This is a genomic window from Bacillus sp. SN1 (assembly GCF_002796895.1).
Classification (GTDB): Bacteria; Bacillota; Bacilli; order Bacillales; family Bacillaceae; genus Bacillus; species Bacillus inaquosorum.
Window position 1 is genome coordinate 148,182 of sequence record NZ_PHIE01000005.1, and the last position, 16,773, is coordinate 164,954.

A 16,773-nucleotide genomic window follows, 5' to 3' on the forward strand; every position below is an offset into this window, starting at 1 on the left:
TTTCTTTCGGAAGGAGAAATACATATTACTTTAAAATGAAAGCGTTTTCTATAGCGGGAAGGTGATATTGATGATACACAGTGTGACGAATGGGCTGAATCGTTTTTGTACGTGGGTGATGAGATTAGCCTATTTGAATGTGCTTTGGATTTTGTTTTCTCTTGCAGGTTTGGTTGTGTTTGGATTGATGCCCGCTACTGCCGCGATGTTTTCAGTGGCGAGAGAATGGGCGAAGGGGAACACGGATGCCCCGGTCTTTTCAGTCTTTTTTCGGGCGTTTAAAAAGGAGTGGCGGGCAGCGCAAATCCTCGGGCTTATTGTTGTGACAGCCGGCCTGTTTCTGTTTGCGGATATGCGGATTGCGGCTCAAATGAATCAGCCTGTGCTTGTCAATGTGTTCCTGAGCATCAGCCTGATTTTCGCGTTTGTTGTGCTGTATGTGTTCCCGGTGTTTTCTCATTTTGATGTGAAAATCAGAGAGGTGCTGAGCATCAGCTTTTTGATTGCCTTCAGCCGTCCGGCGGTGACGCTCCTCATGGCGGCGGGAGCTGTCGGTGTGTTGTTTCTTGTGGTGTTTCATGTCACATTTTTGCTGTTTTTTAGCGGGAGTTTACTTAGCCTGATTTTAACAAAGCTATCCTTTAAAGCGTTTCGGTCAATGGATCAGCGGCAGGAGAAAGAAAAGGCGGCATGAAAAAAAGAGTTGCTGGCTGGTACAGGCGGATGAAGATTAAGGATAAGCTATTTGTGTTCCTTTCACTGATTATGGCCGTGTCCTTTCTGTTTGTATACAGCGGGGTGCAATACGCCTTTCATGTGTATGATGAGCAGATTTACCGCAAATCCTCGGAGGTGCTGCGGATGTCTTCTGAAAGAATCGAAGACGAGCTGAAGAAGATAGAGGATGTGTCATATGAAATCATTACGGACGAACAGATTCAGCGCATCCTGAGCATGCAAAATCGTGATGATACGTACGATCAGTATCAAATGAAGCAGGAGCTGTGGGATCAGCTGGCGGAATATGCCAGCGATGAAAAGTACATCGATTCCATTCATTTGATCGATGCCCGCGGCTCAGAGTATTCAGCCGGAAGCAGTTCTTCAGATTTTTTGGAGCAGCAGCAGGAAGAGGTGTTTAAACGAGCCAAAGCGAAAAATGGCAGAAATCTTTGGATGACGCTCGGCGGTTCAGATCCTGTCCTGATTTCAGCGCGGCAAATCAGATCTTATCACCAGCTGAGTTTGAATGGCTTGGGTATGGTGCTGATCCAAGTCAATGTGAAACAGATGATTCGTGATTTGCCGAAGGATTGGGGCGATTCGGTTGGAGACATGATGATCGCCGACCAAAGCGGGAATTTGGTGTATTCGGCACATGGTTCGGTGCTTGCGCCTGGGGCGGCAAAAGAGACGCTAAAGCATCCCGGTTATGACTTGATAAAAAAGAATGGCAAACGTTACTTTATTTCTTTTCTTCAATCATCCTATCAAAATTGGAGCTACTATAATGTCATCCCCTTTGATCAGATGTTCGCAAAAATTTCCTTTATGAAAACGGTGATCGGCACTTGTTTTCTTCTGTTTTTCTGTGTGGTTTTGCTTTTCGGACGGAAAATCGCCAACAGCATTACGGAGCCGATCGAGCAGCTTGTGTCCGCGATGAAAACGGTGCAGCACGGCGGCATTGAGGCGGGTGTATCTCTATCTCTGCCGGAACATACACAGGATGAGGCCGGCATGCTGAACCGCCATTTTACGGTCATGATGAAACGGATTAATGAGCTTATGGAAGAAAATGTGGAGAAGCAGCTCATCATTAAAGAAACCGAATTGAAAGCACTGCAAGCCCAGATTAACCCCCATTTTTTATATAACACGCTCGAGTCCATCAATTGGCTGGCAAAGGCGAATCAGCAAAAGCAAATCTCAAAAATGGTGGAATCGCTCGGTTTTCTTCTGCGTAACAGCATACATATGAAGAAAGATACAGTGACCATTCAGGAGGAGGCGGACATCGTTCTTCACTATATGACCATTCAGCGGTTTCGATTTGAAGAGCGCCTGAACTTCACTTTGGATATCGACGATGAGGTGAAGCATTGCCTCATTCCAAAACTGACGCTCCAGCCGCTGGCGGAAAATGCGATTCAATACGCGCTTGAGCCCATCACAAGGCCGTGCGCCATCCGCCTTCAGGCAAAAAAGACGAAGAATTGTGTCTGTATTACGGTCGAAGATAACGGCCCCGGCATGGATGAGCGGATTCTCGAAACATCGGGCGGAAGAGGAATCGGACTCTGGAATATCCGTGAACGCATCCGGCTGACATTCGGAGAGCCGTATGATTTGCACATTCAAAGTGAGCAAGAAAAGGGAACGAGGATTGTGATCACAATACCGTGCCAAAATGAGGTGGCGTGATGTATAAGATATTGCTAGCTGATGATGAGAGGATTATTCTTGACGGAATGGCAGGAATCATTGAGTGGGAGGCGCTTGGCGCTTCGTTAATCGGCAAAGCGCTGAACGGGATTGAAGCGTATGAAAAGATCTTACATAAGCAGCCGCATATCGTCATCACAGATATCAAAATGCCCGGCATGGACGGGCTTGAGCTGATCAAAAAGGTGTCAGCCGTGAGTCCGTCGGTTCAATTTATCGTCCTGTCCGGGTTTGGAGAGTTTGAGTATGCGAAGGAAGCCATGAAATACGGGGTGAAGCATTATTTGCTGAAGCCCTGCAATGAACAGCAAATTATCAGCTCGCTGGAGGAAATCATTGCTGAGCTGAAGCAGCATGAGGTGCGGAAAAAGAAAACTGCCCATCTGAAACATGAGCTCGATCATATCCGTTCCTTTGCTGCCGATCAATACTTGGAGGGTTTGATCGCCGGCGTAGCCCAGCTGTCTCCGCCGCCTTCACTTGCCGAAAAAAAGGTCCGCCTCCTGATTTTAAAAGAGGAACAATCTGTTGATGCCATGGCCAGAGAGGCATTCGGTTCGGCGCTGACAGCGGTTTGCAGCAGCGGAGAATGGACCGTGCTCGCCGTGGATGTGAACGCCGCTGACAAGGCGGCGGACGTTTTCGCGAACCGCCAGATCGCCATCAGCCAGGCGGGAGAACTTCGGAACGCGGGGCAGCTGTTTCGTGACACAGCCGAAGCGTCTGGTGACCTGCACGGGAGCGCAGTGATATCGAAAATGATCAGGCTTGTTGCCGACGAGCTTGGAAATCCGAATCTCTCCTTGAAGTGGGCGGCGAAGGATATGCTGTTTATGAATCCTGATTATCTCGGGAAATTATTTAAGCAGGAAACAGGCGAGAAATTTTCCCAATACGTAACACGAGTGCGTCTTGAGCATGCGATGAAACAGATGAAAATAAGGCGGGACGTGAGTGTATCAGAGATCGCGGAAGAAATCGGGTTTGGCGATAATCCGAAGTATTTCAGTCTCGTCTTTAAAAAATATACCGGTCTGACACCGTCAGAATTCAGAAGAAAACAGGGAGGCGCTTCCGCAGGATAGCCATCTCTGTTTTTTTTACTTTCGTCACTGTTTTTTGAGTGTTTCGCCCCATATGAACGCTTTAAAATGAAATGTAAGCACTTACATAAAAGGAGGGGATTGGTTTGAAGAAGGCTTGTTTCGTGCTGTTATCGCTTGTCTGCGTCTTTTTTTTCAGCGGATGTTCTTCGGGCGAAGAGGCATCGGGGAAAAAAGAAGACATTACGCTCAGAATCGCATGGTGGGGCGGGCAGCCAAGGCATGATTATACAACGAAGGTGATTGAACTATATGAGAAAAAGAATCCGCACGTCCATATTGATGCGGAATTTGCGAACTGGGATGACTACTGGAAAAAGCTTGCGCCGATGTCTGCTGCCGGCCAGCTTCCCGATGTCATTCAAATGGATACTGCTTATTTGGCACAATACGGAAAGAAGAACCAGCTGGAAGATTTAACGCCGTATACAAAGGATGGAACGATTGATGTCAGTTCAATCGAGGAGAATATGCTGTCGGGCGGAAAAATTGACAATAAGCTCTACGGATTTACGCTAGGCGTCAACGTGCTGTCTGTCATTGCGAATGATGATTTGCTGAAGAAAGCCGGTGTGTCCATCAATCAGGAAAACTGGAAGTGGGAGGATTACGAGAAGCTGGCGTATGATCTTCAGGAAAAAGCCGGCGTCTACGGCTCTAACGGAATGCATCCGCCTGATATTTTCTTCCCTTATTATTTGCGCACGAAGGGTGAGCGTTTTTATAAAGAAGACGGCACAGGCCTCGCGTATCAGGATGATCAGCTGTTCGTCGATTATTTTGAACGGCAGCTGAGGCTGGTGAAAGCAAAAACATCCCCAACACCTGATGAAAGCGCACAGATTAAAGGGATGGAGGACGACTTTATCGTCAAAGGCAAATCAGCGATTACGTGGAACTACTCCAATCAATATTTGGGATTTGCCCGGCTGACAGACTCGCCGCTGTCTCTTTATCTGCCGCCGGAGCAAATGAAGGAAAAGGCGCTGACGCTGAAGCCGAGTATGCTGTTTTCGATTCCGAAAAGCTCTGAGCATAAAAAAGAGGCCGCAAAGTTTATCGACTTCTTCGTCAACAATAAAGAGGCAAACATGCTGATCAAAGGCGAGCGGGGTGTACCGGTATCCGACAAGGTAGCGGATGCGATTAAACCGAAGCTGAATGAGAAAGAAGCCAACATCGTGGAATATGTAGAAACAGCATCAAAAAACATCAGTAAAGCCGATCCGCCGGAGCCTGTGGGAAGCGCGGAGGTCATCAAGCTGCTGAAGGATACGTCTGATCAGATTCTGTATCAGAAGGTATCGCCGGAAAAAGCCGCCAAAACGTTCCGGAAACAGGCCAATGAGATATTAGAGAGAAATAATTGACGGGAAATGGGGCTGACGCAATGAAAAAAAGCCGGAGCATGAGAAAAGACAATCTGGCGGGATATGCTTTTATTTCTCCGTTCATTATCGGGTTCCTTTGTTTTACGGTGATTCCGATGGGGGCGTCCCTGTTTCTGTCCTTCACAAGCTATGACTTGTTTACGGCGCCGAAGTGGATCGGGCTCGACAACTACAAGGATATGTTTACGGGTGACGAAAAGTATTGGCAGTCGCTGAAGGTGACGTTTACGTATGTGCTTGCCGGGGTTCCGCTCCGCCTCGGCTTCGCGCTTTTTATCGCTGTCATTTTAAACAATGCATCAAAAGGAACGGCCATGTACAGAACGCTTTTTTATCTGCCTTCCATCATCGGCGGGAGCGTGGCCGTGGCGATTATGTGGCGCAATATTTTTGGCAATGACGGGGTCATTAATGCACTGCTGTTTTTCGTCGGGATTGATCAAAAAATTCTTTGGTATCAGGACCCGACAAGTGCGCTGTGGACATTGATTCTGCTGTCTGTCTGGCAGTTCGGGTCATCAATGCTGATTTTTCTGGCCGGGCTGAAAAACATTCCGTCTTCGTATTTGGAAGCAGCCAGCGTGGACGGGGCCAATCGGGTGCAGCGTTTCTTTAAGATCACGCTTCCGATTCTTACGCCGATTATTTTCTTCAATCTGGTGATGCAGACGATTTCTGCTTTTATGACGTTTACACCTGCCTATATCATCTCAAAGGGCGAGGGCGGGCCGCTTGACGGGACGCTTTTATATTCGCTCTATTTGTTCCAGCGGGCGTTTAACTATTTTCAAATGGGCTACGCATCGGCGATGGCGTGGGTCATGCTTATCATTGTCGGGCTGATTACGCTGATTTTGTTTAAAACATCGTCATATTGGGTTCATTACGAGTCAAAGGAGGAATGACGGATGGAGCCGGTCAACCAGCCTGTCAGAGAAGCCCCGGTTTTTGAGAGAAAAAAAGCCGGGCGTGTCAGGCCCAAACGCATACTGTTCCATGTTTTTACGGCATCGCTGGCGGTGTTATTGCTGTACCCGGTCATTTGGCTGTTTGTCAGCTCGTTTAAAGAAAGCGCCAGTATTTTTACAACCTCTCATTCTCTCATTCCCGATCCTTTTATTCTCAGTAACTATGTTGAAGGCTGGAAGGGGATTGCGGGGCAGCCGTTTCTGACCTTTATTAAAAACTCGGCGATTATTGTCGGGATGTCAACAATCGGTGCCGTCTTGTCATCGGCTGTCATTGCGTATGGATTTGCCCGTATTCCGTTTAAGGGAAAAAAATTTTGGTTCGCATGCATGATGGGGACGTTAATGCTGCCGCATGAAGTGCTGATGATTCCGCAGTATATTTTGTTTGCGAAATTAGACTGGCTGAATTCTTTTAAACCGATTGTCGTTCCGCAATTTTTCGGGCATGCGTTTTTTATCTTTCTGATGATCCAGTTTATCCGGACGATTCCCGAGGAGCTGGATGAAGCCGCGCGAATCGACGGATGCGGGCGCTTTGCCTGCTTTTGGCGGATCATTCTGCCGCTGATTGCCCCGGCGCTTGCCACGTCAGCGATTTTCTCCTTCTATTGGAAGTGGGAGGAGCTGATTCAGCCGCTCCTGTATTTGAATAAGCCGGAGCTTTATCCTGTTTCACTTGCGCTGAAGCTTTTCCTCGATACAGAATCGGCTTCGAACTGGGGCGCGATGTTTGCGATGTCGGCTGTCTCGCTATTGCCTGTGATTCTCGTATTCTTTTTGTTTCAGAAATATATCGTTCAGGGGATCAGTACGACCGGATTAAAATAAAAAGGAGTGTTGCAGATGGCACAGCTTATTTTTGATGAAGAAAAGGTGACGTCCGTCATTGACCGGATCGTGAAACGGACATTTCAGATGGATTTTGCATGGGATTGGCCGGGCGGCGTCGCGTTTTACGGCGTGGCGGAAGCTTATGAAGCAACGGAAAACGAGGAATATATCAATCTGTTAAAAACGTGGGTGGATGAACAGCTGGAGGATGGGCTGCCGCCGCTTTCGATCAACGGGGTATCTATTGGACATACGCTTTTATTTCTCCATAAAGTGACGGGTGATCACGTGTATTTGGAAACGGCCGGCGAGATGGCGGAATATGTGCTGCATAAAGCGCCGCGCTTCAGCGAGGGCATCCTTCAGCATACGGTGAATTCGGCTGAATATGTGTTTCCTGAGCAGGCATGGGCGGATACGCTGATGATGGCGGGGCTGTTTATGCTGAGAATCGGGCGGGTGATGGAGCGCGAGGATTATTTTGAAGACGGTCTGCGCCAGTTTCACGGACATGAAGACGTGCTTCAAGACCCCGTTACGAATTTGTACTACCACGCCTGGGACAACAAAGCGCAAAATCATCTGTCAGGGATTTATTGGGGCAGGGCGAATGGCTGGGCAGCACTCACGATGGCGAAGGCGCTCCCGCTCATTGAGGTGACGCATCCCTCCTTTATGATCATCGACGGATCGCTCAGAGACCAGCTGAGCGCACTCGTCCGGCTTCAGGATGAATCAGGGTTGTGGCATACCATTTTGGATGATCCGGATTCGTATCTCGAGGTGTCGGCATCGGCGGGCATTGCCTCTGCTCTGCTGTCGAGCGGAAAGCTCTATACAAAATACGTGCAGAAATCGCTTTCCGCCATTTTGGATGCGGTGGAAGAGGACGGCCGGGTCAGCAAGGTATCGGCCGGAACAGCCGTCATGAAAAATGCCGAAGGATACAAACAGGTGCCTTACAAACGAATACAAGGATGGGGACAGGGACTTGCGCTGACGTTTCTTGCTGATGTTTTGAGAACGAAAAAACGCGTGTATCAGTAAAGACGGCGGCGGGGGGAAAGGGATGAAAAAAAAGCCTCAACAGAAGGAAGGGGTTTCACGCTGGAAGGGAACGTATTTCAAAAGAAACTTTGTCTTCATTTTGCTGATTGCCTGTATTCCCGGATTGCTGACTGGCGGCGCTATCTACTTTCTTTCGATCGACAAGGTAGAGAAAGAGCTGCAGAAATCGCATGAAACACAGGTGGCGCGTGAAGTCAGCCGGATGGATGAGAAGCTTGGAGTGCTCGAGCTGACTCTCACCCAGATGGCATACGATTCTTCGCTGATGAACGGATTGGCCGAGAGGGATTTGGAGAAAGACTTTACGTTCTCCTATCAATTAACGAAAAAGCTGTTTCTTTTACGGGACCAGCAGCCGCTGATTGAGCAGGCTTCCATCTTTCTGAACAGCCCCCGGCCTCTTGTGCTGAGCCCCGAATACAGCGCTTTGACAGAACAGGAGGCACTTCGCAAGTATCGCCCGCTGCTTGCCTCAGACAACAGTATTTATTGGAACCGGTCGGGAAATCAGGCGATGCTGATCCAGCTCATTCCGGGCGCGGCGGAGAAACCGTTCGGCGCGATCATGCTGGCGGTTGATCCGAAAGAAATGGAGTCGATCCTGCAAAGCTTGTCCCCTTATCCTGATGGCAGTGCGCTGCTTCTGGATCAAAATCAGGAGGTGCTTTTTCACGAGGGAGAAATAGATTTTGAAAAGACTTTACTTCAAGAGGTAAAAAAACAGCCGAAAGAGAAAGGCCATTTTCAGATGGAATGGGACGGCACGGTGTATTCCGTCTCCTTTGGGGATATGAACCGAATGCATCAGAAGTGGACCTTTGTGTCAGCGGCGCCTCTTTCAGCCATTACAGCGCCGATGGTGTTTTTATCAAAAGTGATCATCGTGATGCTTGTCATTTGCGTTATCTTAGCGGTGTGCATGACGTGGTATGCATCAAAAAAAATCTATCGTCCCATTCAGCAGTTGCTTGGCTTGTTTACCGGCGGAGAGAAGAAAACATGGCAGGCGTCCGGGCAGGATGAATTCAAGTGGATTGAAAAGAGATGGCATGATCTATCCCTTGAAAGCCGGAAGCTGCAAGAGCAGCTCCTGCGGCAGACACCCCACATGAAAAAGAGTTTTTTGCAGCACCTCTTGCAGGGCGATTTTTACTATGACAACGAGGAAAGCCTCAGATCGCGGATGGAGGAGGCTGGATGGAGCATCGGAGAAAACGTGTTTCATGTGCTTGATCTTCAGGTGACAGGGCTCCGCTGTGAAAAAAGCATCTTCCGTGAAGGTGATGAACAGCTCGCTGTATTTACCCTGACCAATCTGGCTGAGGAGCTTGCGGCAAAACGCTGTTTTCATCCCTCCATACTTGATATCGGCCGGCTTTCCGTCACCGTGCTTGTGATGAAAACAAACAGCTCTGATCTGAAGGCGTATGTAACGGAGCTGGCATGCCAATTTGGTGATGTCACCGGATTAAGCCTGACCGGAACGATGAGCAGGAAGGCGGAGCGTGTCACGGAGATCCCTGCTTTATTTCACGATGTGAAAAGCGGCAAATCCCGCAGGCAGTTTGCCAACCGGCATCAGGTGATTGATTTGCAGGCAGACTTCCCTCAGGATGAGCAATCCGCCCCTTATTATCCTTTTGAACTGGAAAAACAAATTGTTCAGGCTATCCGGCTGGAAAGAAAACAGGAGGCCGAGGAACTGATTCGTGTATGCATGGAGGAACTGGCGGAAAAGGCGGCTATAGACAGGCATGTGCACTCCGCCCTGATTCAGCTGTTTTCCCGCATTCAGGAGGATATTTTGCATTCCGGGCTCAATCCGAGTGAACTGCTTCAGCATCGAGATCTGCTTCTTGACATTTCAGAACTGCGCGAACCCGGTGAAGCGGCGGCCTGGCTGATGGATGCTGTCGTAACGCCTTACCTTTCCAAGCTTGAGGGCAGAAAAAACAGACAGCAAAAGCAGCTGTCGGAACGTGTCATAGCCATGATTCACGAACAGTATATGGCGGATATTTCACTGGAAAGCTGTGCCGATGCGCTCGGCATGAATTCATATACGTTAAGCAAGGCATTTAAGCAAGTAACCGGCATTAATTTTATTGATTATGTAACCCAAATCAGAATTGAAAAGGCGAAAGAACTGCTGGTGAATACGAATAAAAAAATTCATGATGTGTCAGAAGCAGTCGGCTACCGCCACAATTACTTCAATCGGATTTTTAAAAAGCAGGTCGGCATGCCGCCGGGTGTCTTCAGGCAAATGTATCAGGAAACGCCTTGAAAGGAGAGAACATGTGATGGAGAAACCGATTCAAGTGTTTTTAGCGGGGGATTCCACCGTGAGTGACTGCCCGCCTCATGAAGCGCCGATGGCGGGGTGGGGGCAGGTATTCGGGCAATTGTTTTCTGAAGATGTGAAGGTGCACAATCACGCCAAAGGAGGAGCGAGCACCAATTCTTTTGTGGAGGAAGGAAGGCTTCAGGCGATTGCCGAGCGCATCACGCAAGGCGATTATTTGTTTATTCAATTCGGCCACAATGACCAGAAACCGCGCGGGACGAAGCCGTACTTCACGTTTCAGCAATTTCTCACCCTGTTTGCAGATACGGCACGCGAAAAGGGAGCGCATCCTGTGTTTATCACATCAGTGCAGCGCCGACGCTTCGATGAAAACGGGCGGATTGAGCATACGCTCGGCGAGTACCCTGATGCGATGAAAGCACTGGCGAAGGAGCTTGATGTGCCCGTGATTGATCTGCTGGCAAAAACAAAGGAGCTCTATGAAGCATACGGACCGGAGGAGTCGAAGCGATTGTTCGTTTGGTTTCAGCCGAATGAACATCCGAATTATCCGGACGGCATTGAGGACAATACGCATTTTTCGGAAGAAGGGGCAATGGAGGTTGCGAAGCTTGTGGCAGAAGGTATTGAAGAGCTCGGCCTTCCGCTGAAGGACCACCTTGTGAGCCGGGAGGGAAAAGAATATGTATAAGGAAGGCGCGTGCCTGTACCGCAATCCGCTCCGGTCAGCAAGCGATGTGAAGGACTGGCGGATGGAGGGAGGCGGACAGATCTCATTTGACGATCACCGCTTGCACCTGTCGCATGTTCAAGACGAAGCACATTTTGTCTTTTGGTGCCCCGAAACCTTTCCAGACGGCGTCATTGTGACGTGGGACTTCTCTCCGATTGAGCAGCCGGGACTGTGTATGCTGTTTTTTTCCGCTGCGGGGATTGGAGGCGAGGATTTGTTTGATCCGAGTCTCAAGAAAAGAACGGGAAAATACCCCGAATATCATTCGGGGGACATCAACGCGCTCCATCTCTCGTATTTCCGCAGAAAATACGCGGAGGAAAGAGCGTTCCGCACTTGCAATTTAAGAAAAAGCCGCGGTTTCCACCTCGCCGCGATGGGAGCCGATCCGCTGCCTTCTCCAGACGACGCTGATTCTCCGTATCATATGAAGCTCATCAAAGACAAAGGTTATGTGCACTTTTCAATCAATGATCTGCCCATTCTTGAGTGGATGGACGACGGCAGTACGTATGGGCCTGTGTTAACGAAAGGGAAAATCGGATTCCGTCAGATGGCGCCCATGAATGCGGCTTATCGAGATTTTGCTGTGCATCAAGCGGTGAGAAGATGAAGACGACGGTAACGGATGCGCTCTATGCGGGCTGCGAAGCGGTGGTGAAAATTGCGTGGCTCAACGGGCTGTGGCTGTTGTTTACGCTTTTGGGCGGCGTTCTTTTCGGATGGGCGCCGAGCACTGCCGCGATGTGTGCCGTCATACGGAAATGGCTGATGGGGCAAAAGGATATCCCGGTGTTTCCGTTATTCCTCGCTACCTACAAAAAAGAGTTTCTCAAGGTCAATGCGATCGGATTGGCGTTTGTTGCTCTTTTGCTTATATTGTCAGCGAATTATCATTATTTTTCACTCAGTACGGATTGGCTGTCCTTTACCGTGACGAGCTGCACGCTGCTTGCGGGTCTTTTGTATATCATCGCATTGATGTATGTGTTTCCCCTTTATGTGCACTACCAGCTCCCGCTTCGCAAATATATTCCTCAAGCGCTGCTGTTTGGCGCCATGCGGCCGCTGACGACCGGCTGTATGCTGATCGGGTGCGGATTTGTCCTTTATTTGCTGTATACGCTCCCGGGCCTGATTCCATTTTACGGCCCATGTTTATTTGGGCTTGTGTCGATGTTTTTTGCTTTCAGAGGGTTTCAAAAGACAGAGGCCCAGCACCGCCAAGCCGGGTAACAAAAAAATGACAATCACGCAAAAAAGTACAGTGTCCGAAAAAGGCAGATGCAAAAAAGTGAAATTGAAGACAGCTCCCGCAACGCATAAAATCCAATTTAAGTAAGCGCTTACAGATAAATGAGAAGGAGCTGTCTGATGATTACACGAAGGAAACACATATGTACCGCTGTTACGTTGCTGGTCTTGTTGGTGATGGGGGCCTCTGTATGTCCTGTGAAAGCTGAAGGGGCGGCGTGGCAGATGGAAGCGCTGAACCGGGGGCTTGTGGCGGTCAAGACGGACGGCGGCATTTTTGTCAGCTGGCGGTTTCTTGGCACTGAAAACGCATCGGTTTCGTTCAATGTGTACAGAGACGGGCAAAAGCTGAATGCTGCGCCTGTCAAAACCACGAACTATGTGGATAAAAACGGATCGGCGGGCTCTGCGTATACGGTTCGGGCTATCGTAAACGGAACCGAACAGGCGGCTTCTGAAAAAGCCTCCGTATGGGCGCAGCCGTATCATTCTGTCCGGCTGGATAAACCGGCTAGCGGTACGACGCCAAAGGGTGAAGCTTACACCTACAGCGCCAATGACGCAAGTGTTGGCGATGTGGATGGAGACGGGCAATACGAGCTGATCCTGAAATGGGACCCGTCTAATTCAAAGGACAATTCACAGGATGGCTATACGGGTGACGTGCTGATTGACGCGTATAAACTGGACGGAACGAAATTATGGCGGATCAATCTCGGCAAAAACATCAGAGCGGGAGCGCACTACACCCAGTTTATGGTGTATGACCTTGATGGTGACGGAAAAGCGGAAGTGGCGATGAAAACGGCAGACGGGACAAAAGACGGCACGGGCAAAGTGATTGGAAATGCCAATGCTGATTACAGAAATGAACAGGGGCGTGTGCTTTCAGGCCCTGAATATCTCACTGTGTTTCAAGGTGCAACCGGGAAAGAGCTTGTCACCGCAAACTTTGAACCGGCGCGCGGCAATGTGTCGGATTGGGGAGACAGCTACGGCAACCGTGTTGATCGTTTTCTCGCCGGCATTGCCTACCTCGACGGACAGCGGCCGAGCTTGATCATGACTAGAGGGTATTATGCCAAAACCATGCTTGTCGCCTATAACTTCAGAGACGGAAAGCTGTCAAAGCTTTGGACGCTTGATTCTTCGAAGTCGGGAAATGAAGTGTTTGCCGGACAGGGGAATCACAACCTGAGCATCGCGGATGTTGACGGAGACGGTAAAGATGAGATCATTTTTGGCTCAATGGCTGTTGATCATGATGGCAAAGGCATGTACTCGACTGGCTTAGGCCACGGGGATGCCCTCCATACCGGGGATCTTGATCCGAGCCGGCCTGGTCTTGAGGTGTTTCAGGTTCATGAGGACAAAAACGCAAAATACGGCTTATCCTTCCGTGATGCGGCAACCGGAAAAATCCTTTGGGGCGTTTATGCCGGCAAGGATGTAGGCCGGGGGATGGCTGCTGATATTGACCCGCGTTACCCGGGACAGGAAGTATGGGCAAACGGTTCTCTTTACTCAGCGAAAGGAGTCAAAATCGGAAGCAGCGTTCCATCCTCGACCAACTTCGGCATCTGGTGGGACGGCGACCTGCTGCGGGAACAGCTGGACAGCAACCGAATCGATAAGTGGGATTATCAAAACGGCGTATCGAAAAATGTGCTGACTGCATCAGGCGCGGCCGCCAACAACGGTACAAAAGCAACACCAACGCTTCAGGCTGATTTGCTTGGTGACTGGCGCGAGGAAGTCGTGTGGAGAACGGAGGACAGCAGTGCGCTCCGCATTTACACCACGACCATTCCGACTGAGCACAGACTGTACACGCTGATGCACGATCCTGTGTACCGGCTTGGCATCGCCTGGCAAAATGTCGCGTATAATCAGCCGCCGCACACAAGCTTCTTTTTAGGGGACGGCATGGCGGAACAGCCAAGACCGAATATGTATACGCCTTAACAGAAAGGGGGAAGGAACGGGCTGTGCGCAGCCCGTTCCCATCAAATGAAACCAAAAAAGAGGCAGATGGAATACTTGACCAGAGGTCTAATTGCGGTCAAGACAGAGCAGGGCGTGTTTGTCAGCTGGCGTTTTCTCGGAACGGATCATGAGACGACGGCTTTTCACCTTTATCGGGACGGAAAGCGGATCACCCGCGAGCCGATCGCGGACAGCACCAATTTTCTTGATCAAAACGGGACGGCGGACTCTGTTTATCAGGTGGCGGCCGTCAATAAAGGACGGGAAGAAAAGCTTTCCAAAGAAGCTTCCGTCTGGCGGGAAAATGTCCTAGAGGTTCCGCTTAACAAACCGGAAGGCGGTGTGACGCCGGATGGAAAGCCGTACACCTACAGCGCCAATGATGCCAGTGTCGGGGATGTGGACGGGGATGGAGAATATGAAATCATCCTGAAGTGGGACCCGTCCAATTCGAAAGACAACGCCCATGACGGATATACCGGGGAGGTTCTTATAGATGCCTATAAACTGGACGGCACCTTTTTGTGGCGCATTAACCTCGGCAGAAACATCAGAGCGGGCGCGCATTATACCCAGTTTATGGTCTATGACCTGGACGGTGACGGAAAAGCAGAAATCGCCATGAAAACAGCCGACGGCACAACAGACGGGAAAGGACACATCCTCGGCGATGAGCATGCCGATTTTAGAAATGAACAGGGCAGAATCCTGTCCGGTCCGGAATATTTGACGGTGTTTAAAGGAGAAACCGGTGAAGCGCTCACGACCGTGGAATATGAACCGCCCCGCGGCAAGCTGGATGACTGGGGAGACCGCTACGGAAACCGCATGGACCGTTTTCTCGCCGGAATCGCTTATTTGGATGGGGAACGGCCGAGCCTCGTGATGGCGCGCGGCTACTATACGAAAGCGGTGCTCGTGGCATACGATTTCAGAAACGGGAGGCTTAAAAAGCGCTGGCTATTTGACTCCAATCAGCCGGGTAATGAAGCGTACGGAGGGCAGGGCAACCACAGCTTGAGCGTGGCGGACGTTGACGGAGACGGGAAGGATGAAATCATTTACGGCGCCATGGCGGTCGATCATGACGGTACCGGCCTGTACACAACGGGGCTCGGGCACGGAGATGCGATGCATGTAGGGGATCTGGATCCGTCCAGAAAAGGGCTTGAAGTGTTTCAGGTGCATGAGGATGCCACGAAGCCGTACGGACTGTCACTGCGAGATGCCGGAACCGGCGAGATATTATGGGGCGTCCATGCCGGGACAGATGTCGGCAGAGGTATGGCTGCTCATATCGATCCAAACTACAAAGGGTCGCTTGTCTGGGGAATTGATCCGCCGGGCAATGACGGAATGTCATACGGCCTTTTTACGAGCAAAGGAGAAAAAATCAGCGACAAAGCGCCTGCCTCAGCCAATTTCGCCATCTGGTGGGACGGCGACTTGGTCAGGGAGCTGCTCGATCATGACTGGAACGGAACAATCGGCAGGCCAAAGATTGAAAAATGGGATGCTGAAAAGCGCTGTCTGAAGACGATTTTTCAGCCGGACGGCGTGCTGTCCAACAACGGCACGAAAGGAAACCCTGTTCTTCAGGCCAATCTGTTCGGAGACTGGCGGGAAGAAGTGATATGGAGAACGGAAGACAGCAGCGCGCTTCGCATCTATACAACGACACATCTCACCCGCTACCGCTTTTACACGCTCATGCACGACCCGGTTTACAGGCTTGGCATTGCCTGGCAGAACACCGCCTACAACCAGCCGCCGCACACAGGTTTTTATCTTGGAACGGGAATGAAAAAACCGCCGAAGCCCGCTCTGTACATAGCGAGCAGCAAAGCGGAGGCGGCGCTATAGGAGGAACGTATGGTGGTATACAAAGCAAAAGCTGACTGCTTTGAAAGGATGGTTTATCAAAGGGCAGGACGAACAATGTTCAGGCGTTGCACTCACCGGTTTTTCAAGGGAAGGGCTACCATGATCGAAGCCATATGAAATGAAAAAAACGAGGGGGAATGAGTAATGGCAAATCATATTTATCTTGCCGGAGATTCGACTGTTCAAACGTATGGAGACAGCACAAATCAAGGGGGCTGGGGACAGTTTCTCGGCTCACATCTGCCGGAGAATATTCAAGTGATTAACAGGGCGATCGGGGGAAGAAGCTCGAAAACATTTGTGGAAGAGGGCAGGCTTCAGGCGATCCTTGATGTGATCGAGCCGGATGAGTGGCTGTTTGTGCAGATGGGTCATAATGACGCGTCGAAAAATAAGCCGGAGCGCTACACCGAGCCTTATACCACCTATAAACAATATTTAAAGCAGTATATCGCAGGTGCGCGGGAAAAAGGCGCCCATCCGCTTCTCATTACCCCCGTAGCCCGCTTTCATTACGAAAACGGCGTGTTTCTGAACGACTTTCCTGATTATTGTATTGCCATGAAGCAAACGGCTGAAGAAGAGAATGTCCAGCTCATTGATCTGATGGAGAAAAGCCTCGCTTTCTTTACCGAAAAGGGCGAGGAAAAAGTGTACACCTATTTTATGATTTCTGAAGGGATTAACGATTACACGCACTTTACAAAAAAAGGCGCAAATGAAATGGCGAAACTTGTGGCGAAAGGCATAAAGGAGCTCGGCCTGCCATTGACAGAATCGATCATCAAAGAAGGGTGAA

General features: G+C 49.9%; 14 protein-coding genes. All 14 read left to right on the top strand.

Annotated features, from left to right (window positions below; all coding sequences use genetic code 11):
* Positions 1 to 64: 64 nt before the first annotated feature.
* The 14 genes from CVV77_RS17155 (at position 65) to CVV77_RS17220 (ending at position 16,772) form a co-directional block, all read left to right on the top strand.
* Positions 65 to 694: a YesL family protein gene (locus CVV77_RS17155; protein ID WP_100276117.1), complete on the top strand. Its 630-nt coding sequence runs from the start codon at positions 65 to 67 to the stop codon at positions 692 to 694.
* On the top strand, positions 691 to 2,424 hold the full coding sequence (locus CVV77_RS17160) for a cache domain-containing sensor histidine kinase (RefSeq protein ID WP_100276013.1): 1,734 nt from the start codon (positions 691 to 693) through the stop codon (positions 2,422 to 2,424). Before CVV77_RS17155 ends, CVV77_RS17160 begins: the two co-directional genes overlap by 4 nt.
* A complete protein-coding gene (locus CVV77_RS17165; RefSeq protein WP_100276014.1) occupies positions 2,424 to 3,530 on the top strand; it encodes a response regulator transcription factor in 1,107 nt (368 codons plus the stop codon). Before CVV77_RS17160 ends, CVV77_RS17165 begins: the two co-directional genes overlap by 1 nt.
* Before the next feature lie 104 nt (positions 3,531 to 3,634).
* Complete coding sequence (locus CVV77_RS17170; RefSeq protein ID WP_100276015.1) at positions 3,635 to 4,918, top strand: ABC transporter substrate-binding protein; 1,284 nt, start codon at positions 3,635 to 3,637, stop codon at positions 4,916 to 4,918.
* Entirely contained in the window at positions 4,915 to 5,844 is a 930-nt protein-coding gene (locus CVV77_RS17175; RefSeq protein WP_019257719.1) for a carbohydrate ABC transporter permease, read from the top strand. The genes CVV77_RS17170 and CVV77_RS17175 overlap by 4 nt, the downstream gene beginning before the upstream one ends.
* Positions 5,845 to 5,847: 3 nt before the next feature.
* Positions 5,848 to 6,738 carry a carbohydrate ABC transporter permease gene (locus CVV77_RS17180; protein WP_100276016.1) on the top strand — a complete coding sequence of 297 codons (891 nt, stop codon included), beginning with the start codon at positions 5,848 to 5,850 and terminating at the stop codon, positions 6,736 to 6,738.
* A 15-nt stretch (positions 6,739 to 6,753) separates the two neighbouring features.
* The gene (gene yesR, locus CVV77_RS17185; RefSeq protein ID WP_100276017.1) at positions 6,754 to 7,788 is read left to right on the top strand and encodes a rhamnogalacturonyl hydrolase YesR; all 1,035 of its coding nucleotides are present in this window, start codon (positions 6,754 to 6,756) and stop codon (positions 7,786 to 7,788) included.
* 22 nt (positions 7,789 to 7,810) lie between these two features.
* On the top strand, positions 7,811 to 10,096 hold the full coding sequence (yesS, locus tag CVV77_RS17190) for a transcriptional regulator YesS (RefSeq protein ID WP_100276018.1): 2,286 nt from the start codon (positions 7,811 to 7,813) through the stop codon (positions 10,094 to 10,096).
* Positions 10,097 to 10,109: 13 nt separating this feature from the next.
* Entirely contained in the window at positions 10,110 to 10,808 is a 699-nt protein-coding gene (gene rhgT, locus CVV77_RS17195) for a rhamnogalacturonan acetylesterase (RefSeq protein ID WP_084990784.1), read from the top strand.
* The gene (locus tag CVV77_RS17200; RefSeq protein WP_100276019.1) at positions 10,801 to 11,463 is read left to right on the top strand and encodes a YesU family protein; all 663 of its coding nucleotides are present in this window, start codon (positions 10,801 to 10,803) and stop codon (positions 11,461 to 11,463) included. Before rhgT ends, CVV77_RS17200 begins: the two co-directional genes overlap by 8 nt.
* The gene (locus CVV77_RS17205) at positions 11,460 to 12,086 is read left to right on the top strand and encodes a YesL family protein (RefSeq protein WP_084990780.1); all 627 of its coding nucleotides are present in this window, start codon (positions 11,460 to 11,462) and stop codon (positions 12,084 to 12,086) included. The genes CVV77_RS17200 and CVV77_RS17205 overlap by 4 nt, the downstream gene beginning before the upstream one ends.
* A 138-nt stretch (positions 12,087 to 12,224) precedes the next feature.
* Positions 12,225 to 14,069 carry a rhamnogalacturonan lyase gene (gene rhgW / locus CVV77_RS17210; RefSeq protein WP_483861831.1) on the top strand — a complete coding sequence of 615 codons (1,845 nt, stop codon included), beginning with the start codon at positions 12,225 to 12,227 and terminating at the stop codon, positions 14,067 to 14,069.
* 45 nt (positions 14,070 to 14,114) lie between these two features.
* Positions 14,115 to 15,953 carry a rhamnogalacturonan exolyase gene (gene rhgX, locus CVV77_RS17215; RefSeq protein WP_100276021.1) on the top strand — a complete coding sequence of 613 codons (1,839 nt, stop codon included), beginning with the start codon at positions 14,115 to 14,117 and terminating at the stop codon, positions 15,951 to 15,953.
* 165 nt (positions 15,954 to 16,118) lie between these two features.
* Positions 16,119 to 16,772: a rhamnogalacturonan acetylesterase gene (locus tag CVV77_RS17220; RefSeq protein ID WP_100276022.1), complete on the top strand. Its 654-nt coding sequence runs from the start codon at positions 16,119 to 16,121 to the stop codon at positions 16,770 to 16,772.
* The last annotated feature ends 1 nt before the right edge of the window (position 16,773 follow it).